Source organism: Pseudomonas sp. GW823-FHT04A03, assembly GCF_058796615.1.
The window spans coordinates 24,743-48,692 of the sequence record NZ_JBXAIV010000002.1 but is presented as its reverse complement, the minus strand read 5'-3'; the positions used below and the strand labels follow the sequence as shown (position 1 = coordinate 48,692).

At 60.2% G+C, this 23,950-nt stretch carries 26 protein-coding genes; 11 read left to right on the top strand and 15 right to left on the bottom strand.

Features of this window, described 5'->3' with window-relative positions; translation table 11 throughout:
• The first annotated feature begins 88 nt into the window (after positions 1-88).
• The gene (locus tag AC1Q9F_RS06065; protein WP_492619767.1) at positions 89-1,213 is read left to right on the top strand and encodes a GNAT family N-acetyltransferase; all 1,125 of its coding nucleotides are present in this window, start codon (positions 89-91) and stop codon (positions 1,211-1,213) included.
• A 15-nt stretch (positions 1,214-1,228) separates the two neighbouring features.
• On the opposite strand, the gene aqpZ is transcribed toward AC1Q9F_RS06065, so the two are convergent.
• The 5 genes from aqpZ to AC1Q9F_RS06040 form a co-directional block, all read right to left on the bottom strand.
• Complete coding sequence (gene aqpZ, locus AC1Q9F_RS06060) at positions 1,229-1,924, bottom strand: aquaporin Z (RefSeq protein WP_064383176.1); 696 nt, start codon at positions 1,922-1,924, stop codon at positions 1,229-1,231.
• Positions 1,925-2,112: 188 nt separating this feature from the next.
• Entirely contained in the window at positions 2,113-3,945 is a 1,833-nt protein-coding gene (locus tag AC1Q9F_RS06055; RefSeq protein ID WP_102685995.1) for an ABC transporter ATP-binding protein, read from the bottom strand.
• A gap of 87 nt (positions 3,946-4,032) precedes the next feature.
• The gene (locus AC1Q9F_RS06050; protein ID WP_093103676.1) at positions 4,033-4,596 is read right to left on the bottom strand and encodes a peptidylprolyl isomerase; all 564 of its coding nucleotides are present in this window, start codon (positions 4,594-4,596) and stop codon (positions 4,033-4,035) included.
• 3 nt (positions 4,597-4,599) lie between these two features.
• Positions 4,600-5,403 (bottom strand): alpha/beta fold hydrolase, encoded by an 804-nt coding sequence (locus AC1Q9F_RS06045; RefSeq protein ID WP_007956542.1) that lies wholly within the window; start codon positions 5,401-5,403, stop codon positions 4,600-4,602.
• A gap of 14 nt (positions 5,404-5,417) precedes the next feature.
• A complete protein-coding gene (locus AC1Q9F_RS06040; protein WP_007956543.1) occupies positions 5,418-6,341 on the bottom strand; it encodes a PA3225 family LysR-type transcriptional regulator in 924 nt (307 codons plus the stop codon).
• 49 nt (positions 6,342-6,390) lie between these two features.
• On the opposite strand from AC1Q9F_RS06040, the gene AC1Q9F_RS06035 reads away from it, so the two are divergent.
• From AC1Q9F_RS06035 to AC1Q9F_RS06025, 3 genes are all read left to right on the top strand, one after another.
• Positions 6,391-6,705 (top strand): 3-phosphoglycerate kinase, encoded by a 315-nt coding sequence (locus tag AC1Q9F_RS06035; RefSeq protein WP_492619768.1) that lies wholly within the window; start codon positions 6,391-6,393, stop codon positions 6,703-6,705.
• A gap of 159 nt (positions 6,706-6,864) precedes the next feature.
• Complete coding sequence (locus AC1Q9F_RS06030; RefSeq protein ID WP_007956545.1) at positions 6,865-7,464, top strand: FMN-dependent NADH-azoreductase; 600 nt, start codon at positions 6,865-6,867, stop codon at positions 7,462-7,464.
• A 212-nt stretch (positions 7,465-7,676) separates the two neighbouring features.
• Positions 7,677-8,558 carry a carboxylate/amino acid/amine transporter gene (locus AC1Q9F_RS06025; RefSeq protein WP_085605643.1) on the top strand — a complete coding sequence of 294 codons (882 nt, stop codon included), beginning with the start codon at positions 7,677-7,679 and terminating at the stop codon, positions 8,556-8,558.
• Here AC1Q9F_RS06025 and AC1Q9F_RS06020 read toward each other — a convergent pair.
• Complete coding sequence (locus AC1Q9F_RS06020; RefSeq protein WP_007956547.1) at positions 8,503-9,408, bottom strand: LysR family transcriptional regulator; 906 nt, start codon at positions 9,406-9,408, stop codon at positions 8,503-8,505. The genes AC1Q9F_RS06025 and AC1Q9F_RS06020 overlap by 56 nt on opposite strands.
• A gap of 169 nt (positions 9,409-9,577) precedes the next feature.
• On the opposite strand from AC1Q9F_RS06020, the gene AC1Q9F_RS06015 reads away from it, so the two are divergent.
• Positions 9,578-10,222 (top strand): hydrolase, encoded by a 645-nt coding sequence (locus tag AC1Q9F_RS06015; protein ID WP_179692324.1) that lies wholly within the window; start codon positions 9,578-9,580, stop codon positions 10,220-10,222.
• A gap of 196 nt (positions 10,223-10,418) precedes the next feature.
• The gene (locus AC1Q9F_RS06010; RefSeq protein ID WP_492619769.1) at positions 10,419-11,897 is read left to right on the top strand and encodes a S41 family peptidase; all 1,479 of its coding nucleotides are present in this window, start codon (positions 10,419-10,421) and stop codon (positions 11,895-11,897) included.
• Positions 11,898-11,964: 67 nt separating this feature from the next.
• Here the strand turns inward: AC1Q9F_RS06010 and AC1Q9F_RS06005 are convergent, their stop codons facing one another.
• The gene (locus AC1Q9F_RS06005; RefSeq protein ID WP_492619770.1) at positions 11,965-13,263 is read right to left on the bottom strand and encodes a mechanosensitive ion channel family protein; all 1,299 of its coding nucleotides are present in this window, start codon (positions 13,261-13,263) and stop codon (positions 11,965-11,967) included.
• A 191-nt stretch (positions 13,264-13,454) separates the two neighbouring features.
• Between AC1Q9F_RS06005 and AC1Q9F_RS06000 the strand changes: the two genes are divergently transcribed.
• Positions 13,455-14,795, top strand: coding sequence for a DEAD/DEAH box helicase (locus AC1Q9F_RS06000; RefSeq protein WP_085605653.1), 1,341 nt, complete (start codon positions 13,455-13,457; stop codon positions 14,793-14,795).
• A 63-nt stretch (positions 14,796-14,858) separates the two neighbouring features.
• Here the strand turns inward: AC1Q9F_RS06000 and AC1Q9F_RS05995 are convergent, their stop codons facing one another.
• From AC1Q9F_RS05995 to AC1Q9F_RS05980, 4 genes are all read right to left on the bottom strand, one after another.
• Positions 14,859-15,458: a hypothetical protein gene (locus AC1Q9F_RS05995; protein WP_492619771.1), complete on the bottom strand. Its 600-nt coding sequence runs from the start codon at positions 15,456-15,458 to the stop codon at positions 14,859-14,861.
• Positions 15,459-15,470: 12 nt separating this feature from the next.
• A complete protein-coding gene (locus AC1Q9F_RS05990) occupies positions 15,471-16,055 on the bottom strand; it encodes a papain-like cysteine protease family protein (RefSeq protein ID WP_207985355.1) in 585 nt (194 codons plus the stop codon).
• Positions 16,056-16,304: 249 nt separating this feature from the next.
• Complete coding sequence (locus AC1Q9F_RS05985; RefSeq protein WP_492619772.1) at positions 16,305-16,580, bottom strand: hypothetical protein; 276 nt, start codon at positions 16,578-16,580, stop codon at positions 16,305-16,307.
• Positions 16,581-16,660: 80 nt separating this feature from the next.
• Complete coding sequence (locus AC1Q9F_RS05980; protein WP_492619773.1) at positions 16,661-17,395, bottom strand: DUF899 domain-containing protein; 735 nt, start codon at positions 17,393-17,395, stop codon at positions 16,661-16,663.
• Between the two features lie 177 nt (positions 17,396-17,572).
• Here AC1Q9F_RS05980 and AC1Q9F_RS05975 point away from each other — a divergent pair, with 177 nt between their 5' ends.
• Positions 17,573-17,965, top strand: a complete 393-nt coding sequence (locus AC1Q9F_RS05975; RefSeq protein ID WP_127797239.1) for a transcriptional regulator — start codon at positions 17,573-17,575, stop codon at positions 17,963-17,965.
• A gap of 62 nt (positions 17,966-18,027) precedes the next feature.
• Here the strand turns inward: AC1Q9F_RS05975 and AC1Q9F_RS05970 are convergent, their stop codons facing one another.
• From AC1Q9F_RS05970 to AC1Q9F_RS05960, 3 genes are all read right to left on the bottom strand, one after another.
• Entirely contained in the window at positions 18,028-18,897 is an 870-nt protein-coding gene (locus AC1Q9F_RS05970) for a DUF6279 family lipoprotein (protein ID WP_492619774.1), read from the bottom strand.
• A gap of 77 nt (positions 18,898-18,974) precedes the next feature.
• Positions 18,975-19,691, bottom strand: a complete 717-nt coding sequence (locus AC1Q9F_RS05965; RefSeq protein ID WP_115076941.1) for a TorF family putative porin — start codon at positions 19,689-19,691, stop codon at positions 18,975-18,977.
• A gap of 216 nt (positions 19,692-19,907) precedes the next feature.
• A complete protein-coding gene (locus AC1Q9F_RS05960) occupies positions 19,908-20,096 on the bottom strand; it encodes a PFL_1563 family small protein (RefSeq protein ID WP_016985943.1) in 189 nt (62 codons plus the stop codon).
• A 351-nt stretch (positions 20,097-20,447) separates the two neighbouring features.
• Here AC1Q9F_RS05960 and AC1Q9F_RS05955 point away from each other — a divergent pair, with 351 nt between their 5' ends.
• From AC1Q9F_RS05955 to AC1Q9F_RS05945, 3 genes are all read left to right on the top strand, one after another.
• The gene (locus tag AC1Q9F_RS05955) at positions 20,448-21,284 is read left to right on the top strand and encodes a CvfB family protein (RefSeq protein ID WP_127797242.1); all 837 of its coding nucleotides are present in this window, start codon (positions 20,448-20,450) and stop codon (positions 21,282-21,284) included.
• 45 nt (positions 21,285-21,329) lie between these two features.
• A complete protein-coding gene (locus tag AC1Q9F_RS05950) occupies positions 21,330-21,719 on the top strand; it encodes a DUF2177 family protein (RefSeq protein ID WP_085605668.1) in 390 nt (129 codons plus the stop codon).
• A gap of 164 nt (positions 21,720-21,883) precedes the next feature.
• Positions 21,884-22,816 (top strand): DMT family transporter, encoded by a 933-nt coding sequence (locus AC1Q9F_RS05945; RefSeq protein WP_492619775.1) that lies wholly within the window; start codon positions 21,884-21,886, stop codon positions 22,814-22,816.
• Here the strand turns inward: AC1Q9F_RS05945 and AC1Q9F_RS05940 are convergent.
• Complete coding sequence (locus AC1Q9F_RS05940) at positions 22,761-23,942, bottom strand: MFS transporter (protein ID WP_492619776.1); 1,182 nt, start codon at positions 23,940-23,942, stop codon at positions 22,761-22,763. The genes AC1Q9F_RS05945 and AC1Q9F_RS05940 overlap by 56 nt on opposite strands.
• Positions 23,943-23,950: the final 8 nt, after the last annotated feature.

Sequence of the window (23,950 nt, the reverse complement as noted above, 5' to 3'; positions counted from 1 at the left end):
TAGAGCGCTGTCGCGCATTCGGGCGTGGGCAACGCCCGGCCGATCAGCGATACTCGCCGGGCGTTCACGCCCGAAAGTGGAGAGGAAAATGCCGCTGCAACGCCTGCATAAACTGTCGGAAATTCCAGCGTCCGACTGGGATGTTCTGGTCCCGCAAAACCAGCCGTTTCTGCGCCACGCCTTTCTGGCTTCGCTGGAGGACAGCGGCTGCGTCGGCCCGCACACGGGTTGGCAAGCGGAGCATTTGCTGCACGTTGAAGCGGGGCGCGTGATCGCGGCGCTGCCCGGTTATCGCAAGTGGCATTCCTACGGTGAATACGTGTTCGATCACGGCTGGGCCGATGCCTGCGCCCGGGCCGGCATCGATTACTACCCCAAATTCCTCAGCGCCGTTCCGTTCAGCCCGGTCAGCGGCCCTCGGTTGTTGGCTGCGAACGTCGAAGACGGATTCGAACTGCTCAAGAGCCTGCCGGGGTATCTGGAAATCGAAGAACTCTCCAGCGCCCACATCAACTTCACCGACGCGTTTACCGATGCCGCGATGGCCGAGCAGCCGGGCTGGCTGCAACGCATCGGCTGTCAGTACCACTGGCAGAATCGCGGTTACCGCGACTTTCAGGATTTCCTCGACGTGCTCGCCTCGCGCAAGCGCAAACAGATGCGCAAGGAGCGCGAGCAAGTGGCGGCGCAGGGCTTCGAGTTCGAATGGCTGGAAGGCCGCGAGCTGGACGAGGCCCAGTGGGATTTCGTCTACGCCTGTTACGCCAACACCTACGCGGTACGCCGGCAGGCACCCTACCTGACCCGGGAATTCTTCAGTCTGCTGGCCGAGCGCATGCCGGAATCGATCCGCGTGGTCCTGGCCCGGCAGGGCTCACGGCCGGTGGCGATGGCGTTCAGTCTGGTGGGCGGCGACAGTTTTTACGGACGCTATTGGGGATGCCTGGCCGAGTTTGACCGGCTGCACTTCGAGACCTGTTTCTATCAGGGCATGGACTATGCGATTGCCAATGGATTTCAGCGTTTCGATGCCGGTGCCCAGGGCGAGCACAAACTGATTCGCGGCTTCGAACCGGTGATCACCCATTCCTGGCATTACCTGCGTCATCCCGGTTTGAAAGCCGCGGTCAAAGACTTCCTGCACCAGGAGCGCGCCGGTGTCCTGGCCTATGCCGAAGAGGCGAGGAGCGCCTTGCCGTATCGGCAAGCCTGATCCTCGCCGGCACCCTCAGCTGTCTTCCTTGCCCAGCCAGCGATAGAGCACGCCGCCGACCACCGCACCGAGCAGCGGCGCGACCCAGAACATCCACAACTGCGCGATGGCCCAGCCGCCGACCATCAGCGCCGGGCCGGTGCTGCGGGCCGGGTTGACTGAGGTGTTGGTCACCGGGATCGAGATCAGGTGGATCAGCGTCAGGGCCAGGCCGATGGCGATCGGTGCCAGCCCTGCCGGGGCGCGTTTGTCGGTGGCGCCGAGGATGATCACCACGAACATGGCGGTCATCACCAGCTCGGTGACGAAGCCGGAAGCCATCGAGTATTTGCCCGGCGAGTGCTCGCCATAACCGTTTGAGGCCAGGCCGGCAGCGATGTCGAAGCCTTCCTTGCCGCTGGCGATGTGGTAGAGCAGTGCCGCTGCCAGAATCCCGCCGATTACCTGGGCGATGACGTAGGCAGGCAGTTCCTTGGCCGGGAACCGACCGCCGACGACCAGACCGACCGACACGGCCGGGTTGAGGTGACAGCCGCTGATGTGGCCGATGGCAAACGCCATGGTCAGCACCGTCAGACCAAACGCCAGGGCCACCCCCAGCACGCCGATACCCAAAGGTGAAGACGCGGCGATGACCGCACTGCCGCAACCGCCCAAAACCAACCAGAACGTACCCAACAACTCAGTAACTGAACGTTTGAACAGAGACATGAGAGAGTCCTTGATAGGCGTGCTATCGAGACTGGATCGAGTAATGCTTCCCTGCAGATTTACGACAGGTTCCGTTCCGGAGCCTTGGCTCAGTACAGCATGGATTTTGTGGATTTCCAGCAGGCGATAAAAAACCGCCAGAGCCCGTAGTCAAGGGGCTCTGGCGGTTTTTGTGTTTTGACGCAGGATCAGTCGATGCCGACAAACCCTCCGGTCTGGTGCGCCCACAACCGCGCATACAATCCGCCATGGGCCAGCAGTTCGGCATGGTTGCCGCTTTCGGCGATCTTGCCGTTCTCCAGCACCACCAGCCGGTCCATGCGGGCAATGGTCGAGAGGCGGTGGGCGATGGCGATCACGGTCTTGCCCTGCATCAGGGTTTCCAGGCTTTCCTGAATCGCCGCTTCAACCTCAGAGTCAAGCGCCGAGGTCGCTTCGTCCATGATCAGGATCGGTGCGTCCTTGAGCAGCACCCGGGCAATGGCGATCCGCTGACGCTGGCCACCGGACAGTTTCACCCCGCGCTCGCCGACATGTGCATCGAATCCGGTGCGCCCTTCGGCGTCCGACAACAACGGGATGAACTCATCGGCACGGGCCTTGCGCACCGCTTCCCAGAGCTCGGCGTCAGTGGCGTCGGGCTTGCCGTACAGCAAGTTGTCGCGGATTGAACGGTGCAGCAGCGAGGTGTCCTGAGTGATCATGCCGATCCGCGCGCGCAGGCTTTCCTGGCCGACTTCGGCGATGTTCTGGCCGTCGATCAGGATCCGCCCGCCCTCGACGTCGTACAGGCGCAGCAGCAGGTTGACCAGGGTCGACTTGCCGGCGCCAGACGGGCCGATCAGGCCGATTTTCTCGCCCGGTTTGATGGTCAGGTTGAGGTCGCCGATGATGCCTTTCTTCTTGCCGTAGTGAAAATCCACGTGCTCGAAACGCACTTCACCACGAGCCACAGCCAGCGGTTTGGCCTGCTCCCGATCGGTGACGCTGACCGGTTGCGAGATGGTCTGCAGACCGTCCTGGACCATGCCGATGTTTTCGAAGATGCCGGTGACCACCCACATGATCCAGCCGGACATGTTGACGATGCGGATCACCAGGCCGGTGGCCAGGGCGATCGCGCCGACGCTGATCAGCGACTGCGTCCACAGCCACAGGGCCAGCGCCGTGGTGCCGACGATCAACAGGCCGTTCATGGTGGTGATGGCCACGTCCATGCTGGTGACCACGCGACCGGCCAGTTGGGCTTTTTCGGTCTGTTCCTGAATCGCCTCGCGGGCGTAATGCTGTTCGAAGTTGGTGTGGGCGAACAGCTTCAGGGTGGCGATGTTGGTGTAGCCGTCGACGATCCGGCCCATCAGCTTAGAGCGCGCATCGGAGGCTTCCACCGAGCGGTCCTTGACCCGAGGCACGAAGTAATAGAGCGCGCCGACGTAGGCGGCGATCCACGTCAGCAGCGGGATCATCAGGCGCCAGTCGGCCTCGGCGAACAGCACCAGCGAACTGATCGCGTAGATCAGCACATGCCACAACGCATCCACCGCTTGCACGGCGGAGTCGCGCAGTGAGTTGCCGGTCTGCATGATGCGCTGGGCAATGCGCCCGGCGAAGTCGTTCTGGAAGAAATTCAGGCTCTGCTTGAGCACGTAACTGTGGTTCTGCCAGCGAATCATGCTGGTCATGCTCGGGCTCAGGGTCTGGTGCACCAGCATGTCGTGCAGTGCCAGAAACAGGGGGCGCAGCAGCAATGCCACGACGGCCATCCACGCCAGTTCGGCGCCATGCACTTTGAAGAAATCGGCGTTCGGCGTGCCTTGCGCGAGGTCGATGATGCGGCTCAGGTAACTGAACAGCGCCACTTCGATCAGTGCACCGAACAGGCCGACGATCAGCAGGGCGGCGAAACTCGGCCAGACCTGCTTCAGGTAATAGGTATAGAAGGGCAGAACGCGGTCCGGCGGGGATGCCGTCGGGGCATCGCGGAATATGTCGATCAGTTGTTCGAAACGGCGATAGAGCATCAGATAACCGCCCGGAGCACGGGCTCTCCTTTTATCAGTGTGAGCGGCACAGGGTTGAACCGCGCCGCTCGATATGCCCTGTAAAGCTTAGTCGATGCGCTTGGCCGACTTGATGATCACAGGGTCGACCGGCACGTTTTGCATGCCCTGTTTGGTGGTGGTCTGGGAGTTGACGATGATGTCGACCACGTCCATGCCCTTGACCACTTTGGCGAACACCGCGTAACCGGCGTCGCGGCCCGGATCGAGGAAGGCGTTGTCGGCCACGTTGATGAAGAACTGGCTGGTGGCCGAATCCGGGTTGGAAGTACGGGCCATCGACAGGGTGCCACGAACGTTATGCAGGCCGTTGCTGGCTTCGTTCTTGATCGGCGCCTTGGTGTCTTTCTGTTGCATCTGCTGGGTGAAGCCGCCGCCCTGGGCCATGAAGCCCGGGATCACGCGGTGGAAAATGGTGTTGGTGTAGAAACCGCTGTCGACGTACTCGAGGAAGTTCTTGGTACTGATCGGCGCCTTGACCGGGTCCAGTTCGATTTCGATCTGGCCGTTGGTGGTGTCCAGCAGCACGTGCGGCGCTTTTGCCGGCGTGGCAGCCATCAGGTTGGCAGCGAACAGCACGGTGCCGGCGGCGAGGGCGAGTTTTTTCAGCATGGGTCAGTGATCCTGAGGGTGATTATCGGCTGTGGCGAGGAACTCCAGCAGCGTTTGATTGAAGCGTTCGGGCTGATCGAGCGGGGTGGCGTGGCGCGAATCGGCGATCACCACCAGCCGCGCATCGGGCAGCAGTCTGACATAGGTTTCTTTCAGCGAAACGGGGGTGTAGTCCCGGTCGGCGCTGACGACGAGGGTTGGACAGGTGACCCGGGAAAGTCGTTCCTGAACCCCCCAGCCAACAATCGCATCGAAGCTGGCGAGATAAGCACGTTTGTCGTTTTTTGCCCAGCGTTCGGCCATCTTCTGACGCAAATCCGCCTGCTCCGGTTTGGGGAACAGCTTGGCGCCAAGGGCCTTGCCGATGGTGGCGAGACTGAGCAGGCGCATCAGGCTCCAGCGCTTGAACCACTGCCAGTAATCGTCGCGGCTGCGCACCTTGACCTCGGGCGCGCTGTTGACGATGGTCAGGCTCTTGAGCATCTGCGGCTGATCGACGGCGAACTGAAAGCCGATCATGCCGCCCATGGACAGCCCGGCGTAGTGCACCGGGCCGAGCTTCAAATGCTCGATCAGGGCGACGATGTCGGCGCTGAACCCGGCGATGCTGTAGCGCTCGCGGGGCTTGTCGGAGCGGCCGTGACCGCGTACGTCCGGGACGATCACCCGGTAATGCGCGGCCAGCGCCGGAATCTGCATTTCCCAGTCCAGGGTGCTGGAGCCCAGACCGTGAACCAGCAGCAATGGATCGCCGTGGCCATATTCCTCGTAGTGCAGGTTGCAACCTTCATGCTCGAAATACGCCATCGGTGAACTCCGTGTCAGGCTTGTTCGGGGGCGGCAAACGGTGCGTCCAGCGGCAGGGTGTCGAAGGTGCGCAGCAGTTCGACGAGGATCTGCGAGGCCGGGCCCAAGGGTTTGTCCTTGTTCGAGTACAGATAGAAGCTCGGATTGCGGCTGCCGCCCTGATCCAACGGTAGCAGCTTGAGCAGGCCTTCCTTCAATTCACGTTCGATCATGTGCCGTGGCAACCAGGCGAACCCCAGGCCGCTGGAGACAAAATTGGCGGCGGTGGCGAGGCTGCCGACGGTCCAGCGTTGTTCGGCGCCGAGCCAGCCGACGTCCCGGGGTTGCTGGCGGCCGGAGTCGCGGATCACCACTTGCATCTGGGTTTCCAGGTCCTGGAAATTCAGCTCGCGGTTCAACCGGTGCAGCGCGTGTTCGGGGTGGGCGACGGCGACGAATTCCACGTCGCTCAATTCCGCGCCGAGGTAACCGGGAATGCTCAGGCCGGTGATGGCCAGGTCGGCCACGCCTTCGAGCAGCACTTCTTCGACGCCCGACAGCACCTCCTCACGCAGACGCACGCGGCAGCCACGGCTTTGCGGCATGAACGCGGTCAGTGCGCGAACGAGGCGGGCGCTCGGGTAGGCGGCGTCGACCACCAGCCGCACTTCGGCTTCCCAACCTTGCTCCATGTGATGGGCGAGGTCTTCCAGCTGGCTGGCCTGTTTCACCAGTTGTCGCGAGCGGCGCAGCAACACGCCGCCGGCTTCGGTCAGCACAGCCTTGCGGCCATCGATGCGCAGCAGCGGCACGCCGAGCTGATCCTGCATGCGGGCGACGGTGTAACTCACCGACGATTGCGAGCGATGCAGGGCCTCGGCGGCCTGGGCGAATCCGCCGTGGTCGACCACGGCCTGCAACGTTCGCCATTGATCAAGGGTCACGCGGGGCGCTTTCATCAATAGCTCCTCTTGTCCTAAGCTGGCGGTCCCTCATGGAGACTGCCGAATGAAAAAAATCTGTTGTGTGTTGCTGGCGCTGCTTCCGCTGACTGCGTTCGCGTACCCGATCGATGTGGAAAAGGACCTCAACGGCCTGAAGATCGACTACAACGCGTTCGACACTGATAACGACATCGGCTCCATCCAGGTCAACAACTACGGCGACGTCGACGCGACCTGCAAGGTGGTGTTCACCAACGGCCCGGAGGCGCCGCGCACCCGCAACATCGAAGTGGCTGCGGGCAAGCATAAGAACGCCACGGCCAAGTTCACCCGGACCATCATCAAGCTGCGCATCAAGCTGAGCTGCACCCCGAAATAGCGTCACGGCCCTGTGGGGGCGGGCTCCCACAGGGTATGGCTTGCATCTAAACGAATTTTTCGATGCTTTGCAGCAATTATTTGCGCTTTTTCATCGATACGACTCTGTTTAACCTTCACTCCATCGACTTACAACATTCTCGGATGGAGGCTACACAACATGTCCCGCGTTCTGATCATCGAAAGCAGCGCCCGCCAACAAGACTCGGTTTCCCGTCAACTGACCCAGACCTTCATCAGTCAGTGGAAAGCGGCGCATCCGGCCGATCAGATCACCGTACGTGACCTCGCCGTGAATCCGGTGCCGCACCTGGACATCAACCTGCTGGGCGGCTGGATGAAATCCGCCGAGCAGCGCAACGACAGCGAGCAATCCTCGCTGGACCGTTCCAACGAATTGACCGATGAATTGCTCGCCGCCGACGTGCTGGTGATGGCCGCGCCGATGTACAACTTCGCCATCCCGAGCACCCTGAAAGCCTGGCTCGACCACGTACTGCGTGCCGGCGTGACCTTCAAGTACACCGAAACCGGCCCGCAAGGCCTGCTCAGCGGCAAGCGTGCCTACGTGCTGACCGCTCGCGGCGGCATTTACGCCGGCGGCCCGGCGGATCATCAGGAACCGTACCTGCGTCAGGTGATGGGTTTCATCGGCATCCACGACGTGACCTTCATCCACGCCGAAGGCATGAACCTGGGCGGCGACTTCCAGGAGAAGGGCCTCAACCAGGCCAACGCCAAACTGTCCCAGGTCGCTTGATATGTTAATCGCCAGATAATCGCCGATTGTTCTAGTGACCTGGCGCAACCCCTTCAAGGCTCTACGCGCATCGAACCTCCCTTTGCACTTGTTGCTCCTGAGTGCTGTAGCCCGATTGAACGCTTTAGCGAGATCGGGCTTTTTTTTGCCCGGGATTTAGCGATGGCCGGCAAAAACCGCTATCGTCGCCGCCATTCGAAATCGAGGCGAGCATGGGCTATCTACTTTTTGTCACGCTGATCCAGGCGTTTTCCTTCAGTCTGATCGGCGAATACCTGGCCGGTCATGTCGACAGCTACTTTGCGGTGCTGGTGCGGGTGGTGCTGGCCGGGCTGGTGTTCATCCCGCTGACCCGCTGGCGTTCGGTGGAACCAGCGTTCATGCGCGGCATGCTGCTGATCGGCGCGTTGCAATTCGGCGTGACCTACGTCTGCCTGTATCTGAGCTTCCGCGTGCTGACGGTGCCGGAAGTGCTGCTGTTCACCATCCTCACGCCGCTGCACGTAACGCTGATCGAGGACGCCCTCAACCGACGCTTCAACCCGTGGGCGCTGATCGCGGCACTGGTGGCGGTCGCCGGCGCGGCGGTGATTCGCTACGACCGGATCAACCCGGACTTCTTCATGGGCTTCCTGCTGCTGCAACTGGCCAACTTCACCTACGCCGCCGGGCAGGTGCTGTACAAACATCTGGTGGCGAAACACCCGAGCGATTTGCCGCACTACCGGCGCTTCGGTTTCTTCTACCTCGGCGCACTGGCGGTGGCGCTGCCGGCGTTCCTGCTGTTCGGCAAATCCAACTTCCTGCCCGAAGCCCCTTTGCAATGGGGCGTGCTGGTGTTCCTCGGTCTGGTCTCCACCGCACTCGGTTTGTACTGGTGGAACAAGGGCGCGTGCCTGGTCAACGGCGGCACCCTGGCGGTGATGAACAACCTGCACGTGCCGGTGGGGCTGCTGCTGAACCTGCTGATCTGGAATCAGCACGAAGAGCTCGGGCGGTTGTTCCTCGGTGGCAGCGTGATTCTGGCGGCGGTGTGGATCAGCCGGTTGGGGATTCGCAGGCCGGCGCCAGTTGCCCCACCAGAAACTCGATAAACGCCCGGGTCTTCTGCGGCACCCGCCGCGCTGACGAATACACCGCGTTGATGGTGATCGCCGGGGCTTGCCATTCGCACAGCACCGGCACCAGTCGCCCGGCCGCCAATGCCTCTTCGACGATGAAGTCCGGCAGCAGCGCAATGCCCATGCCGGCCTCGGCCGCTTGCGCCAGCAGGTCGCCGTTGTTGGCGTGCAGCGGCCCGGTCACGTTGACGCGCTGGGTCTCCTTGCCGTTGCACAGTTGCAGGCTGACCCCGCTCTGCAGATAGCCGTAGTTCAAGCATTGATGTGAGCGCAGATCCTGCGGTGACTGCGGCGTGCCCGCGCGTTCGAGGTAAGCGGGGGAGGCGACCATGATGCGCGGCGCCGGCGCCAGTTGCCGGGCGATCATGGTCGAGTCGGGCAGGCTGGCGATGCGGATGGTCACATCGAACCCGCCGCGCACCGGATCGACCTGCTGGTCGCTGAGCACCAGTTGCAGCTCGATGTTCGGGTGCTGCTCGTGGAACAGCGGAATCAGCTTGCCCAAGCGCCGCAGGCCGAACGACATCGGTGCATTGACCCGCAACACCCCGCGCAATTCACCCACCCCGTCCCGCGCCCGCTGCTCGGCCTCGTCCAGTGCCGCAATCACTTCCCGCGCCGCTTCGAAATACTCGGCGCCGGCCTCGGTCAGGTGCAGGCTGCGGGTGGTGCGTTGCAGCAGTTGCACGCCGATGGCTTCTTCCAGCGCCTGAATCTGTTTGCTGACTTTCGAGCGGGGCACGTCCATGGCCCGGGCGGCGGCCGCGAAGCCGTTCTCGCCGACCGTCACCACGAAGGCGCGCATGCATTCGATGCGATCCATGATTGTCCCTTTTTTAGAATCAATGATTCTCGATTTTAGGGAATTGTCCCTTTATCTGCCAGCCCCTAAAGTGACATCCAAGCCGAGACAACAACGCCGAAGACGGCCAGCCACTCGACTCACCCATTACCCAATCGAAACTCTGAAACGACATCAAAAGGAACGCGCCATGTCTATCCGTGAACTGCTGAACCCAACCAACTCCGCCCTGATCCTGATCGACCACCAGCCACAAATGGCTTTCGGCGTGCAGTCGATCGACCGTCAGACCCTGAAGAACAACACCGTCGGCCTGGCCAAGGCAGCGAAGATATTCAACGTGCCGACCATCTACACCTCGGTCGAAACCGAAAGCTTCAGTGGCTACATCTGGCCGGAACTGCTGGCGGTTCACCCGGAGCAGAAGCCGATCGAGCGCACCTCGATGAACTCCTGGGAAGACAAGGCGCTGGTTGACGCAGTGAAGGCCACCGGCCGCAAGAAACTGATCATCGCCGCGCTCTGGACCGAGGTGTGCCTGACCTTCCCGGCCCTGGAAGCCCTGGCTGAAGGCTACGAGGTGTACATCGTCACCGACGCGTCCGGCGGCACCACCAAAGAAGCCCACGACATGTCGGTACAGCGGATGATTCAGGCGGGCGCAGTGCCGGTGACCTGGCAGCAAGTGCTGCTCGAATACCAGCGTGACTGGGCGCACAAAGACACTTATCAGGCAGTGATGGATCTGGTGCTAGAGCACAGCGGGGCGTACGGCATGGGCGTCGATTACGCCTACACCATGGTGCACAAGGCACCGCAGCGGCAGGTCAAGTAACCCGGCATTTCGAAACTGAAGACATTAGACCCTGTGGGATCCACCCCCACAGGGTCTACTGTCGTTTGAGGATTCGTAGTCCGAAGTAAAAGCCGCTATCGTCGCCGCCAGTCGAAATCGAGGCGACCAGGGCTATCTACTTGTTTGAACAACTTGCACGTGCCGGTGGGATTGCTGGAACTGAAGGATTATTTGTGTGAGATCTGCGCGCTGCAAAGTGATTTTGGCTGCGTCCCTCTTGGGCTGTCTGCCGGGTATCAGTGTTTTCGGTTCCGTATTGGCCGACGATTCTCGCCAAGCCGGGTTTGTAGACCTGGCTGTCAAAGATCTGGCTGCGGCTCATCAACTGATAGTCAGCTCTCATCCGGGGGCCATAGACAAAGAGAATAAAGACTTCACTGACTGGGTCGAACGGGGCTATCTGGAGGCAAGGCAATTGTCCCTGCTGGTCGGTTCCAGGAGAGATGCCCAAGCTGTTCTGGGTTTCTATATTTCAGGGTTCAAGGATGGTCATGTAGGGATTTATCAATCCGAAAAAGACAGGTCTTCGTGGGCCGGTTTCATTCTGGACAAGAGAGGGGAGGACTTTGTTGTCAGCCGTGTTGCGAAGGGCTGGCCGGTACCTTTGCCGCCAATCGGTTCCAGCGTCATTTCATGTGACGGTAAAACAATTCGCGAGATAGTGAGCAATGAGATATCACCCTACATAGATCGCCGACTGGATTTGCAATCCACCTGGAATCACCTTGCGAAGCATTTGACTGTTGATGATGCGGACTATCCAGTGCTGGCCCGAAAACGGTCGGGCAATTGCCAGGTTGTTCTGTCGAATGGAGTGACGCAAAACTACGATCTGTCATGGCAGGAGGATGGCGGGCAATTAGCGGATTTTCTGTATCAACCTCAACCGCCTCAGATGGTCCTGGACCTCGGCCACGGAAAGTATTGGGTTCATGCGTCGAATTTCGCACCTTCGGCATCCGAAAATACATCTCTCGAGAAGATGCTCGATGTTCTCGAAAGTATTGATGATGCCAGTCTGGTTGTACTCGATACCCGCGGCAATCGTGGCGGTAACAGCCTGGTCGGAGCGAGGATTCTGTCTGCGTTGATGGGTGAAAGGTTTGTAGAAAGCCTGGACCGGTCCTCTCGCTCGTATGCCATGTGGAGGGTTTCTCCTCTTGCGCTTTCAACGCTTGATAACGCTATGGCCAGTAGTGAACGTAATTACGGAAAAGGCAGCGATGCCTATGCCTTTGTTTCAGGCTTGCGCGCGTCAATGAACACTGCACTGAAGGAGAAGACAGACTGGTTGCGACAGCCCGAGACATCTTCGCTCGATCAAGATCGCTCGAAAGACCTGAAGCAGAAAATTTTCAAGGGGCAACTTGTGCTGGTGACCGATTCGTTCTGTGCGAGTGCCTGTCTGGATTTTGCAGACGCCGTTCTGGCCGTTCCAGGAGCGATCCAGTTCGGGTTACCGACGAGTGCTGACACCGTATATATCGATATTGGCGCTCAGGTATTACCGAGCGGGGCCCGGTTCTGGTTGCCATTGAAAGTCTGGAGAGGCCGGGTGCGGGGAAATAATCAGAGTTATGAACCGCGGTATGTTTTCGATGGCGACATAAATGACACGCCCGCTGTTCAAAAGTGGGTGCTTGGTCACTTTTGAACAGACCTGCTCCAAACCTCCGGTCACTCGAAGCATCTTGCCGAGCGTTTCCGGAGGCGTTGTGTCATTACATGACGTGTTTCCCGGCGTCGGGGATGTGGCTCGCACCAAGAACTGCCGGCAATATCCCGGAACGCAAATCCCCACCACTCGGCTGCTGATACAGGCTCAACCCGAACTCCGGCAGTACCGCCAGCAGGTAATCGAAAATATCCCCCTGGATCCGCTCGTAATCGGCCCACACCGTGGTGGTGGTAAAACAGTAGATTTCCAGCGGAATGCCCTGGGCCGTTGTCTGCATCTGGCGGACCATGCAGGTCATGTTCGGCTGAATCTCCGGGTGACTCTTCAGATAAGCCAGTGCGTACGCGCGAAAAGTGCCGATGTTGGTCATGCGCCGGCGGTTGGCCGACATCGCCGCAACGTTGCCCTGCGCTTCGTTCCAGGCCTTGAGCTCGGCTTTCTTGCGGCCCATGTAGGCGGTCAGCAGGTGCACCTGGGAGAGTTTTTCTTCTTCATCGTCGCGGATGAACCGCACACCGCTGGCGTCGATGAACAGGCTGCGCTTGATCCGCCGACCGCCGGACTGCTGCATGCCGCGCCAGTTTCTGAACGACTCGGACATCAGGCGCCAGGTCGGGATCGAGACGATGGTCTTGTCGAAGTTCTGCACCTTGACCGTGTGCAGGGTGATGTCGACCACGTCGCCATCGGCGCCGACCTGCGGCATTTCGATCCAGTCGCCGACCCGCAGCATGTCGTTGCTGGTCAGTTGCACGCTGGCGACGAACGACAGCAGGGTGTCCTTGTAGACCAACAGGATCACCGCCGACATCGCACCCAGACCCGAGAGCAGCAACAGCGGCGATCGGTCGATCAGGGTGGCGACGATGATGATCGCGCCGAACACGTACAGAACCATTTTTGCCAGTTGCACATAACCCTTGATCGAGCGGGTGCGGGCGTGTTCGGTGCGGGCGTAGATGTCAAGCAGGGCATTGAGCAGGGCGCTGACCGAGAGCAGCAGGAAAAGAATGGTGAACGCCAGCGCCACATTGCCGAGGAACACCGTGGCGGTCTTGCTCAGCTCCGGCACCAGGTGCAGGCCGAACTGGATCACCAGCGACGGCGTCATCTGCGCCAGACGCTGAAACACCTTGTTATGCCGAAAGTCGTTGATCCAGTGCAGCGCGGGCTGGCGACCGAGCATGCGGCTGGCATGCAGGATCAGGTAACGCGCCACTCGTCCGAGGACCAGCGCGATCACCAGCAGCAGGACCAAAGCCAGGCCGGCGTGCAGGAGCGGGTGCTGTTCGAGGGCACCCCAGAGGTCTTGGGCGTTGAGCCAGAGCTGTTTGAAATCCATGAGCGAGACGATTCTTCTGTAAGACGCGACGGGCGATTAGAGCATTTAAGACGCTGTGTATTACCGTTGGAGACAAATCGAGCAACAAAAAAGCCACTGATTACGGCGGATTTCACAAAGAAACTCGGCCTGAGCGCTCGAAACCGGTAACCTATGCAGCTGATTTTTTGCATATCTTCGAGGTAGCACCCGTGTTTTCCCAATTCGCCCTGCACGAACGCCTGCTCAAAGCCGTGGCCGAGCTGAAATTTGTCGAGCCAACGCCTGTGCAAGCCGCGGCCATTCCGCTGGCGCTTCAGGGGCGTGACCTGCGGGTGACGGCGCAAACCGGTAGCGGCAAGACCGCCGCTTTCGTCCTGCCGATCCTCAACCGCCTGATCGGCCCGGCCAAGATCCGCGTCAGCATCAAGACCCTGATCCTGCTGCCGACCCGCGAGCTGGCCCAGCAGACCCTGAAGGAAGTGGAGCGCTTTTCGCAGTTCACTTTCATCAAGTCCGGCCTGATCACCGGCGGTGAAGACTTCAAGGTCCAGGCCGCCATGCTGCGCAAAGTGCCGGACATCCTGATCGGCACCCCGGGCCGGATGATCGAGCAACTGAACGCCGGCAACCTCGACCTGAAAGAAGTCGAAGTGCTGGTGCTCGACGAAGCCGACCGCATGCTCGACATGGGTTTCGCCGAAGACGTACAGCGTCTGGTCGACGAATGCCCGAACCGTCAGCAGACCATGCTGTTCTCCGCCACCACCGGCGGTTCCGGCCTGCGCGAGATGATCGCCAAGGTGCTGAACAACCCTGAGCACCTGCAGCTCAACGCGGTAAGCCAGCTGAACGACACCACCCGTCAGCAGATCATCACCGCCGACCACAATCAGCACAAAGAACAGATCGTGAACTGGCTGCTGGCCAACGAGACCTACCAGAAGGCCATCGTCTTCACCAACACCCGGGCCATGGCCGACCGCATCTACGGTCGCCTCGTTGCCCAGGAATACAAGGCGTTCGTGCTGCACGGCGAGAAAGACCAGAAGGATCGCAAACTGGCGATCGACCGTCTGAAGCAGGGCGGCGTGAAGATCCTGGTGGCTACCGACGTGGCGGCCCGTGGTCTGGACGTTGATGGCCTGGATCTGGTGATCAACTTCGACATGCCGCGCAGCGGCGACGAATACGTGCACCGCATCGGTCGTACCGGCCGTGCCGGCAACGACGGTCTGGCGATCTCGCTGATCTGCCACGGCGACTGGAACCTGATGTCGAGCATCGAGCGTTACCTGAAGCAAAGCTTCGAGCGCCGCACCATCAAGGAAGTCAAAGGCACCTACGGCGGACCGAAAAAGGTCAAGGCCTCGGGCAAAGCCGTCGGCGTGAAGAAGAAAAAGACCGACGCCAAGGGCGACAAGAAGAAAACCGCCGCCAAGACCCCGACCAAACGCAAGAGCGCCAACCGTCCGAAGCCGGACGCACTGGTGAGCAGCGATGGCATGGCCCCGCTGAAACGCCGCAAGCCGGCAGCGCCAGCGGCTGAATAAGCCGTTTCAGGCAGGCAAAGAAAAACCCGGACATGGTCCGGGTTTTTTTATCGCCAGGATTTATCAACTGCCCAGCAGGCCAGTGGTGTCGGCATCAAAACGCCGCTTGGCCTGATGGGCTGCCGGTTTGAGCTGTGCGAGCAGGGCGGCCTCGCTGTACAGCCCGGTCAGTGCCAGCTCTTTTGGCGTTGGCTCGATCGGGATCAGCACGTCTTCACCCGCCGCGTGCAGCCAGATCGCCACAAGGTGCAGCGCGGACACAAACAGCATCCGCAGCTCAACGGTTTTGCCCTTCAGTTGCGGCGATTGCTCCGCCAGTTTCAGCGCATCGACCGTGGCGGCCGCCAGGTTGCCGTGGTTCAACGAGGCGAACTCGACGTGACCGCGTACTTCAGCCAATTGCGCGTCGGCAATCGACACACCGCCGGAAAACACCAGGTAATGCCAGTCACCCACGCGGGCGTTTTTCAGGCCTTTGCTCTGGCTCAAGTCGTCCAGACTGAGCGAGTAGCCACGATAGGCTTCGCTGAGGCTGATCCCGGCAGGCGCAGCACTGGCGAATTGGCGATTGACGCCGAAACCCTGAGTCTGCAACGCGGCCTGCAGCGCCGGACGCAAAGTCTGTACGCCGTTGGAAGGCGCCTTTGGATAAGTCAGTTGCATGATGTCGCCCTCCTAGTTTTTCGCCGTGAAGTAAGTGTGGGTCCAGTTGCCGCCGCCGTTGTAGGAACCGGGGAAGGAACTCAGCGCGCGGGTCGAATAGCCGTAGATCGAATCCGCGACCAGCACGTAATTGCCGTTGGTGCCGTAGATCGCCAGAAAGTGCGCACCGCCGCCGTACCAGGCGCAACGCAGGCCGATCGGGCGGCCCATGTTGATCTGGTTCTGGATGGCCGACATTTGCAGCGAGCCCGAATTCATGCCGTTGAAACTGCGGGTGATCTTCAGCGCAACGTCCAGATAGCCGTAGACGTTGCACGGCCCCGGTTGATTGCAGCAGTTGCGGTCCAGCGCGGCGCTGGCAACGGCGCATTGGGTCCAGGACCCGGTGCCGTAATAATTGCCGACCGAAGCGGAAGCGGCGGCCCAGCACCAGTTGGTCTGGGTCTGTTGCTGCATGGTGAAGTTCAGGCTGGCGGCAGCCAGGGCGCGCTGTTGAACAGCCGCTTCGACTTCGACCAGTTGTGGGTCGAGCAGATGGCCGATCAGACATTCGGGCAGGGTGTTGCCGGTGAATGCCGTTGTTTCAGTGGTTAACATTTTTCAATCCTCCATGAATGAAAACAAACATTCCGCGTTTGCGGGATAACGGTATTGCCGAGCGATCGGTGCGTAAGGGTTGCCATCTCCGATGGCCGGTTCCGATCAGGCTCGGGGTAACCCTAGGCCTGGATATGCATTTGTGCAACTAACAAAATGCACTAATGCAAACTTCCGGGCGAAAGGAAGCAGGCTCTGGTATCGATCCAGCCTGATCGATGCCAAAGCCTGCCGTTGTCTGAGCGGGTGTTATCCCTCGATTTTTTTCTCCGCCGAACCCAGTTCCTTCAAACGCTGATCGATCAACTGGCATTTGTCCGGCAGATCGGCGGAGGCGGTGCCCAGGTCCATTTTCTGCAATTCGGCATTGATCTCCTTGGCCTTGGTCGGGTTTTGCTCGGTGAGCTTCGCGACTTCCTTGGCCAGCTGCTCGCGTTTGGCAGTGGCTTCTTCCGGGGTGCAGGCCCAGACGGGCAGAGCGCAGGCGAGCGTGGCGGCGAGGGTGAGCTTGAGCAGGGTTTTCATGGGGGCAGGCCTCAGTTCCGGTTAAGGCGGGTTAACCGGTTGAGGGCTTTCAACCGTGAAAAGTTCAGTGTGTTTGGGGCTCAGTCTCCATGGCAGCAACTGGATTTTGCGGCGCCGTCGTAGCGGTCATGGTGCCGCACCCATTCCATGATCTCGTCCTCGTTCCGGCCCTTGGGCGTGAGGTCGAGGTAGTTGTAGGCGCCGACCAGCAGGTCGAGGCCGCGAGCATAGGTTGAGTAGGTGTGGAAAATGTCACCGTTGTCGGCGCGATAAAACACGCTGAGTCCGGGCATTTCTTCCTCGGCGCTGTCGGTCTTTTCGTAGTTGTACGTAGCCTTGCCAGCTTCGACATCCTCAGCGCGGGCGCACACGCCAAAGTCGTAGTTGAAATCGCAACCGTCCGACGACACCCAGTCGAATGCCCAGCCCATCCGCCGCTTGAAGGCCTGGAATTCGGCGAACGGTGCGTGGGACACCGCCACCAGCGCGATGTCGTGATGGGCCAGGTGCAGGTTGGCGCCGTCGATGTGGTCGCTGAGGAATGAACAGCCCGGGCAGCCTTCTTCCCAGCCCTTGGCGAACATGAAGTGGTAAACGACGAGTTGGCTGTGTTTGCCGAAAAGATCGGCAAGTTTCAATTCGCCGTTCGGCCCCATGAAGCGGTAATCCTTGTCGACCTTCACCCAGGGCAGGGCGCGGCGTTTGGCGCTGAGGCGGTCGCGCTCCTTGGTGAAGGCCTTTTCATCGGCCAGATGCTGCTTGCGGGCGGCGAGCCATTCTTCGCGCGACACCACCGGATGATTCTCAACGTTCATGATGATTTCTCCTGCGGGGGTTGAAACCGTCTGTCTCAGACTAGTCGTTCAACCACCCGGGAAATCGACAGACCGCCGGTCGGTCGGGGCGCCGAATAATCCTGAACGGTGGCGCAACGCTCCGGTCACAACCTGTGAACGCGCCAAAAAATCACGCGCACCGGAGGTTGAATCAGGATGACGACTTATAACTGGGATTTGATTGAACGCCTGCTGCATGAAGTGCAGAACGGCGCGGGACAAAGCTTTGCGCCACGGTCTGTTGCGGAAGTTTATGCGGCGGAAAAAGCGGCGGCGGGCGAGCCGATCGAGAATCTGGATCACCTGAAAACCCTCGCCTGCGACTATGAGCAACTGCTGCTGTTGCGCGGTTACATCCAGCCCCGTGGCGAAGACGAGGGCAGCACCGGCAACAACTTCAGCCTGACCCCGCGCGGCTCCAGCCTGTTGAGCCTGATCGACAGCAGCATTCCCGGCAATGACCATCCGCGTGAAGTGCTGGATGATCAGGAAGATGCGCTGGATGAGCTGACGTTCGATGAGGTGGCCTCCAAAGCGCAGATTGCCTGAGGCTTTGCCCAAAAAATTGTGGGAGCGAACGTGCTCGCTCCCACAGGGGTTTTGCAGTGATCTCAGCTTTTTTGTGCGGCCTTCAGGCACTTCAAATCATTGAAGTCCTTGCGCACCCCCTCGATCTTTTTCAATAGGCGCTGGCGCTGCTGCGGCGTGCTGTCGGCCATCAGATCGACGAACAGCGAACGGGCCTGCGCCTCGGTATTGGCGTAGGCCTTTTGGTAATCCGCTGTCCATAAACGTTCGCGATTGACCAGAAGCGTCTCGATCCGTTGTGGGAATTCGGGACTGTTGCGTTGCGCCACCGCCGCGCTGAACTGCTTCTGCCAGTGGGCGCGGTTGGCGATCCATTGGGTGTTCTGATCGCCCAGGGCGGTCGACCAGGCCATCACCCGCTGTTCCTGCTTGGCGCTCAACGGGCCGAGCCAGTCGTTGAGACGCTTGTCCATACGCGCGCCACGTTCGGCAATCTGCTGTGACAGCGGTGGCTTGAGGTATTCCTGCTGGCGCTTTTGCAGGTCTTTGGCAAAGGCGTCGTTCATTTCGGCGACCTGTTTGTCATCCAGCCCTTGCAGCAATTCAATCGCCGACGGGGTGATTTCCCGAGCGGTTTCGGCAATCGCCTGCTTGGCTTCTGCGGTGCGGGCCTGGAGTGCGGCGTCGGTGACCTGATTGGTCTCGACCATGGTTTGCAGGCGATCGAGCCAGTCGAGGTAACCCGGCAATTGCGTGGTGCAGTGCCAGCTCAGGTGCTCCTTGAGGCGCTCGTTGAACCAGCCTTTCTGCTCGCCGTTCATGTCCAGATAGTCGCTGAGCGTCCACGGAATGATCACGTCGAGATTGCGATAGGCCAGGCCGACACGGCTGCAGGCGCCGAGGGCGAGGGTCAGGATCAGTAGAACGGCGAGACGTTTGAACCAGCTAGACATGGGCGAGTCCTTGCGAAAGCCAGCCTTGAGGGTCTGATTCTCATGTGAACGCAGGATGGCCCCGGCAGTTCAGCCAATCAATAGAACGGGCGTTCGGCCTTGAGCGTGACCAGTCCGTCGCATTGACTGTTATGCCCGGAATAGGCCGAGCAATCGCTGCCGCTGAGGCTTGAGTTGCTGTAAATCAGGTCGAGGTCAATGCCCATGAACGGCCGGGAAAATTTCACCGACCAATCGGTAAAACTGCTGACATAACCCCCGTCCACCGAGACCGGCGTATTGAGCTGATGTGTGGTGTATTTCATGCTGATCCCGATGCCGAACGGCTGATTGCCGCCCAGGTCGGCAAACAAGGTGTTGTTCTGTTTATCCGGATCGTTGCTCAGGGCGATGCCGATCCGGCTGCCGAGCAGGGTCAGGCCACCGAACAGTTCCTGGCTGTCGAGGGTGTCGACCTTGGGATAGCTGTAATGGATCATCCCGACTTCGTAGCCGAGGGTCTGATCGAAAGGTTGTTTAAAGCCGACGTAGGAATCGATTTCGAGATTCTTCCCCGGCGTGAGGCCCATGCTCGGTGCGTACTGGCCGACATAGAGGCCGCTGTCGTGGCTCAGGTCCAGGCCGCCGTGGAACGACCCGACCGCCGAAGGCTTCACCAGACCCTGGGCCATGCTGCGGCTGGGCGTGGTGCCGAGCTTGAGGTCGAAGTCGCCGAGTTCACGCTGGAAAATCTGCGCGTGTGCCGCGGGACTCGCCAGCAGGCCTACGAGCAATAAACAGGAAGATTTGAGCATGCGTCACTCCTTGAGCAGCGAGCGCAGGTGCGACAAACCTGCTGAAACGCTTGATCCAGACGCGTGCAAGGATACCGGCGAATGATCGGCATCGAGGGCCGTTCGTCGATTTTTGCTGTTTTGAATGTTTGATTAAACGTAAGAGAGGTCTTGCGAGGGATCCGGTCCAGACGCTTCGAAGCTCAAAGCGCCTTTGGACAGGTGTGCTGCGGGGTGTTACTTCTTGCCCAGGCTGATCTGCTTGGACGGGCCGAACGTCTGGCCGCTGACGCCCTTGGCAATTTGCTGGATCTCGCCGCCGGACTTGAGGAATGCCGCGATCTGATCGTTGATCGATTCGCTGGTTTCAACGGCTGGAGCTGGCTTTGCTTTGCTGGTGGATGCTTTTACACGCATGGCGGCCATTAACCTGTAGAAAAGTAACTCGGCCAGGCATCGTACAGGAATAACTTGACAATTGCTTGGTAAATATCCCCCGGAATAACCCAGCGTGCAGGTGGATTATTCTCGATTAATTATTCGAAATATCCCGCTAACCTGCTGTTTTAAATAACAACATTTATTCGATTTGAGGATGCCGGGCTGTGTCGGGATCTAGCGAAAGCCGTCACGCTGGGCTGACGAGTGGCGCGCGCTCGGCTTCAAATCCATGAAATTCAAGGCTTCCCACGGATTTTCACTCGGCCGGCCGATCTGGCGACCGACGAATCCGGCAAAACCGGGTAGAATGCCGCCCACGCAATGAGGGTATTGGAAATGGCTTTAGTCGGGCGTTACAACAGTTTGCAAGTGGTTAAACACACTAACTTCGGTTTATATCTGGACGGCGGTGCCGACGGCGAAATTCTTTTGCCCAACCGTTATATCCCCAAAGATATTCCCAGCGAAGATGAAGACTGGCTCAATGTTTTCATTTATCTGGACAGCGATGACAAACTTATTGCCACCACTGAAAAACCAAAAGTTCAGGTCGGTGAATTTGCCAGTTTGAAAGTTGTTGAAGTCAACAGCATCGGCGTGTTCCTCGACTGGGGCCTGCCGAAGGATCTGCTGCTGCCTTACTCCGAAGAAAAACGCCAGATGACCGCCGGCGAGTACTGTGTGGTGCATGTCTACCTCGACAAGCACACCCGCCGCATCACAGCGACCGCGCGCCTGGATCGTTATCTGGACAAGACCCCGGCCAACTACAGCGTGGGCCAGGAAGTTGATCTGCTGGTGGCCGAATCCACCGACATGGGTTTCAAGGCCGTCATCAACAACAAGCACTGGGGTTTGATTCACAAGAACGAAATCTTCAAGTTCATGCGTTCCGGCATGCGCGAGAAAGGCTTCATCAAGGAAGTGCGCGCCGACGGCAAGATAAGCCTGAGCCTACAACCGGTAGGGCAGGAAGCAGCCAGCAGCCTGAACTCGAAGATTCTCGCCAAGTTGCGCGAAAACGATGGCACCCTGGCCGTCAGCGACAAGAGCGACCCGGCGTTGATCAGCAGCCTGTTCGGTGTCAGCAAGGGCAACTTCAAGAAGGCCATCGGTTCCTTGTACAAGGAAGGCAAGATCGTCATTCACGCCGATCGCATTGAACTAACCTGAGCCTGACGTGGCCCATGTTGCATGGGCTTGCTTGAGGTCGGGCAGATGAAAAAAGCACTGATTGCCTACGTCGCCACGCTGCTGACGTTTCTTCTGCTCGACGGGCTCTGGCTCGGCGTGTTGATGGCGCCGACCTATCGCGAACTGCTCGGTTCGCTGATGCTCGAAAAACCGTTGCTGGTGCCAGCAGCGGTTTTTTATTGCCTGTATGTTTTCGGCTGTGTGGTGTTCGTGGTGTTGCCGTCGCTGACCTGGCAACGCGCCGCCCGGATGGGCGCGCTGCTCGGGCTGGTCGCTTATGGCACCTATGACCTGACCAACTGGGCGACATTGCGCGGCTGGTCGGCGCAGGTGTCGCTGATGGATTGGGCCTGGGGGACGTTCGCCACGGCGCTGGCCTGTACGGTCGGGTTCTGGGCCGCGCGCCGAAGCTGACGGCGGGCATGACGCAACAGGGCAATTGCGTGTCTTTGCCGGGCGGCAATTTCTGTCCGACTGGTTGATAATCCCTGCCATCCTTTTTCGCCCCGGACAAAGAGCCGGGGCTTTGCTTTGACCATTGGAAAAACTGCCATGTTGTGTGTGTTCGAGGTGTCGAGGTGAGCGTCAGTCGGCGCAGTGCCGACGGTTTTGCCCTGCAAGTGATGATCGGCCTGTGCCTGATCTGGGGCGTGCAGCAGGTGATGATCAAGTGGGCGGCGACCGACATTGCGCCGGTAATGCAAGCGGCGGGGCGTTCGGGGATTTCCGCGTTGCTGGTTGGACTGCTGATCTGCTGGAAGGGCGGCTGGGATCAGGTAGGTAGCACCTGGCGCGGCGGCTTGCTGGCCGGTGCCTTGTTCGGTCTCGAGTTCCTGTTCATCTCCGAAGGCTTGCAGTTGACCACGGCGGCGCACATGTCGGTGTTCCTCTACACCGCGCCGATCTTCACCGCGCTGGGCGTGCATTTCCTGTTGCCGAGCGAGCGCTTGCGGCCGGTGCAATGGCTGGGGATCTTCATGGCGTTCGTCGGGATTGCCGTGGCGTTTGCCGGCGGGGTGTCGTGGGACAACCTCGACCGCCGGATGTTGATGGGCGATGCCCTCGGCGTGCTGGCTGGCGCCAGTTGGGGCGCGACCACCGTGGTGGTGCGCGCCTCGCGCCTGTCGGAAGCGCCGGTGACCCTGACCCTGTTCTATCAACTGATCGTCGGCTTCATCGGCCTGTTGCTGATTGCGCTGCTCAGCGGCCAGATCACCCACGTCAGCCTGACCGCCGTGGCCGTGGGCAGCGTGCTGTTCCAGGGGCTGGTGGTGTCGTTCTTCAGTTACCTGACCTGGTTCTGGTTGCTGCGCCGTTATCTGGCGGCCAACCTCGCGGTGTTTTCCTTCATGACGCCATTGTTCGGCGTGACATTCGGCGTGGTGTTGCTCGGCGAAGAACTGAGCCTGAACTTCATCATTGGCGCCGTGCTGGTGTTGCTCGGCATCACCTTCGTCAGCGCGGAACAGTGGGTGCGTCGGCGTTTGCGCAAAGCCCTCGGTCAGCCGTAACCGATTTGCACGCCAGACCGCCGGCAATCAGCAGGCCGCTGCCGGCGATCACCAGCGCCGGTTGCAGGCCACCGCTGAAGTGGCTGCTGACCGCCGCCAGCAACGGCCCGCTGAGCTGACCGACGGCGAAGCAAGCGGTGAGCAGGCCGGCGTTGCGCTGGGTGGCGTGGGGCGCCAGTTCCCGGGAGCGTTGCATCACCAGTTGCATGCAGGCCAGAAACGGCGTGCCACAGAGGATCACACCGAGTGCAAGGCCGAGGCCGCTGCCCAACAGGCAAGCGAAAACTCCCGCAGCCTGCAGCCACAACGTCGCCATCAACCAATGCCGGGTGGTTTCCGGATCGTGCCGTCGCAAACTCACCAGCAACACGCCAATCGCTGCGCCGAGGCCAAAGCACGGCCAGAACAGATCGGCCTGCCACTGCCCGTGAAATTGCGCGTTGGCCATCTGCGACAGAAACGTGGCCGGGATGATGTAGCCCACGCCATACAAGGCATACACCACCGCCAAACGCCCAATGCCACGATTCGATGAACTCACGGCAGCCGGCACGACCGGCACACCGACGCCCGGTTGCGGCAGAATCCGCACGATCCCCAGCAACATCACCAGCGCCACGGCGGCATAGATCAGCCACAGGGTGGCGGAAGTCTGCTGCGCCAGATGTGAGAACAGCGCCAGCAGCCCCGTCAGAAAAATCCCCAGCCCTGGTCCGGCAAACACCAGCGCTCCCAACCGTGGACGACCCGCCGCCGCAGCCAGCGGCTGACTCAGCGCAGTGATCATCACCAGCACCCAGGCACTCGCCACACCAGTACCGAAACGCAGCATCAGGTGCGACCAGAAACCGTTGGCCCAGAACGACGCCAGCGTCAGCAATACACACAACCACAGACCGCCATGCAGGCGCCGCTGCACCTGATCCGGCCGCCGGGAAAACATCGCATCCACCGCGCCGAGCAGGTAACCGAGGTAGTTGGCCGCCGCAATCAGACCGGCGGCGGTCAGGTCGATCTGCCCTTCACTGAGCAGGTGCGGCAGTTGCGGGGTGAGGGCGAAACGCCCGATGCCCATGGCCATCATCAGGGCAATGAAACAGGCGGATAAGCGAATCAGCGGTGACATGGTCTGAA

Excerpts from the sequence above, each read along its gene's own strand:
- AC1Q9F_RS05985 (WP_492619772.1), bottom strand. The coding sequence starts at position 16,580 with ATGAAAACCCTGCTCAAGCTCACCCTCGCCGCCACGCTCGCCTGCGCT.
- AC1Q9F_RS06055 (WP_102685995.1), bottom strand. The coding sequence starts at position 3,945 with ATGCTCTATCGCCGTTTCGAACAACTGATCGACATATTCCGCGATGCC.
- AC1Q9F_RS06025 (WP_085605643.1), top strand. The coding sequence starts at position 7,677 with ATGGGCTATCTACTTTTTGTCACGCTGATCCAGGCGTTTTCCTTCAGT.
- AC1Q9F_RS06045 (WP_007956542.1), bottom strand. The coding sequence starts at position 5,403 with ATGGCGTATTTCGAGCATGAAGGTTGCAACCTGCACTACGAGGAATAT.
- AC1Q9F_RS06065 (WP_492619767.1), top strand. The coding sequence starts at position 89 with ATGCCGCTGCAACGCCTGCATAAACTGTCGGAAATTCCAGCGTCCGAC.
- AC1Q9F_RS06040 (WP_007956543.1), bottom strand. The coding sequence starts at position 6,341 with ATGAAAGCGCCCCGCGTGACCCTTGATCAATGGCGAACGTTGCAGGCC.
- AC1Q9F_RS06020 (WP_007956547.1), bottom strand. The coding sequence starts at position 9,408 with ATGGATCGCATCGAATGCATGCGCGCCTTCGTGGTGACGGTCGGCGAG.
- AC1Q9F_RS05975 (WP_127797239.1), top strand. The coding sequence starts at position 17,573 with ATGACGACTTATAACTGGGATTTGATTGAACGCCTGCTGCATGAAGTG.
- aqpZ (WP_064383176.1), bottom strand. The coding sequence starts at position 1,924 with ATGTCTCTGTTCAAACGTTCAGTTACTGAGTTGTTGGGTACGTTCTGG.
- AC1Q9F_RS05980 (WP_492619773.1), bottom strand. The coding sequence starts at position 17,395 with ATGAACGTTGAGAATCATCCGGTGGTGTCGCGCGAAGAATGGCTCGCC.
- AC1Q9F_RS06030 (WP_007956545.1), top strand. The coding sequence starts at position 6,865 with ATGTCCCGCGTTCTGATCATCGAAAGCAGCGCCCGCCAACAAGACTCG.
- AC1Q9F_RS05970 (WP_492619774.1), bottom strand. The coding sequence starts at position 18,897 with ATGTCTAGCTGGTTCAAACGTCTCGCCGTTCTACTGATCCTGACCCTC.
- AC1Q9F_RS06050 (WP_093103676.1), bottom strand. The coding sequence starts at position 4,596 with ATGCTGAAAAAACTCGCCCTCGCCGCCGGCACCGTGCTGTTCGCTGCC.
- AC1Q9F_RS05965 (WP_115076941.1), bottom strand. The coding sequence starts at position 19,691 with ATGCTCAAATCTTCCTGTTTATTGCTCGTAGGCCTGCTGGCGAGTCCC.
- AC1Q9F_RS06015 (WP_179692324.1), top strand. The coding sequence starts at position 9,578 with ATGTCTATCCGTGAACTGCTGAACCCAACCAACTCCGCCCTGATCCTG.
- AC1Q9F_RS05955 (WP_127797242.1), top strand. The coding sequence starts at position 20,448 with ATGGCTTTAGTCGGGCGTTACAACAGTTTGCAAGTGGTTAAACACACT.
- AC1Q9F_RS05940 (WP_492619776.1), bottom strand. The coding sequence starts at position 23,942 with ATGTCACCGCTGATTCGCTTATCCGCCTGTTTCATTGCCCTGATGATG.
- AC1Q9F_RS05960 (WP_016985943.1), bottom strand. The coding sequence starts at position 20,096 with ATGGCCGCCATGCGTGTAAAAGCATCCACCAGCAAAGCAAAGCCAGCT.
- AC1Q9F_RS06005 (WP_492619770.1), bottom strand. The coding sequence starts at position 13,263 with ATGGATTTCAAACAGCTCTGGCTCAACGCCCAAGACCTCTGGGGTGCC.
- AC1Q9F_RS05990 (WP_207985355.1), bottom strand. The coding sequence starts at position 16,055 with ATGTTAACCACTGAAACAACGGCATTCACCGGCAACACCCTGCCCGAA.
- AC1Q9F_RS05995 (WP_492619771.1), bottom strand. The coding sequence starts at position 15,458 with ATGCAACTGACTTATCCAAAGGCGCCTTCCAACGGCGTACAGACTTTG.
- AC1Q9F_RS06035 (WP_492619768.1), top strand. The coding sequence starts at position 6,391 with ATGAAAAAAATCTGTTGTGTGTTGCTGGCGCTGCTTCCGCTGACTGCG.
- AC1Q9F_RS05950 (WP_085605668.1), top strand. The coding sequence starts at position 21,330 with ATGAAAAAAGCACTGATTGCCTACGTCGCCACGCTGCTGACGTTTCTT.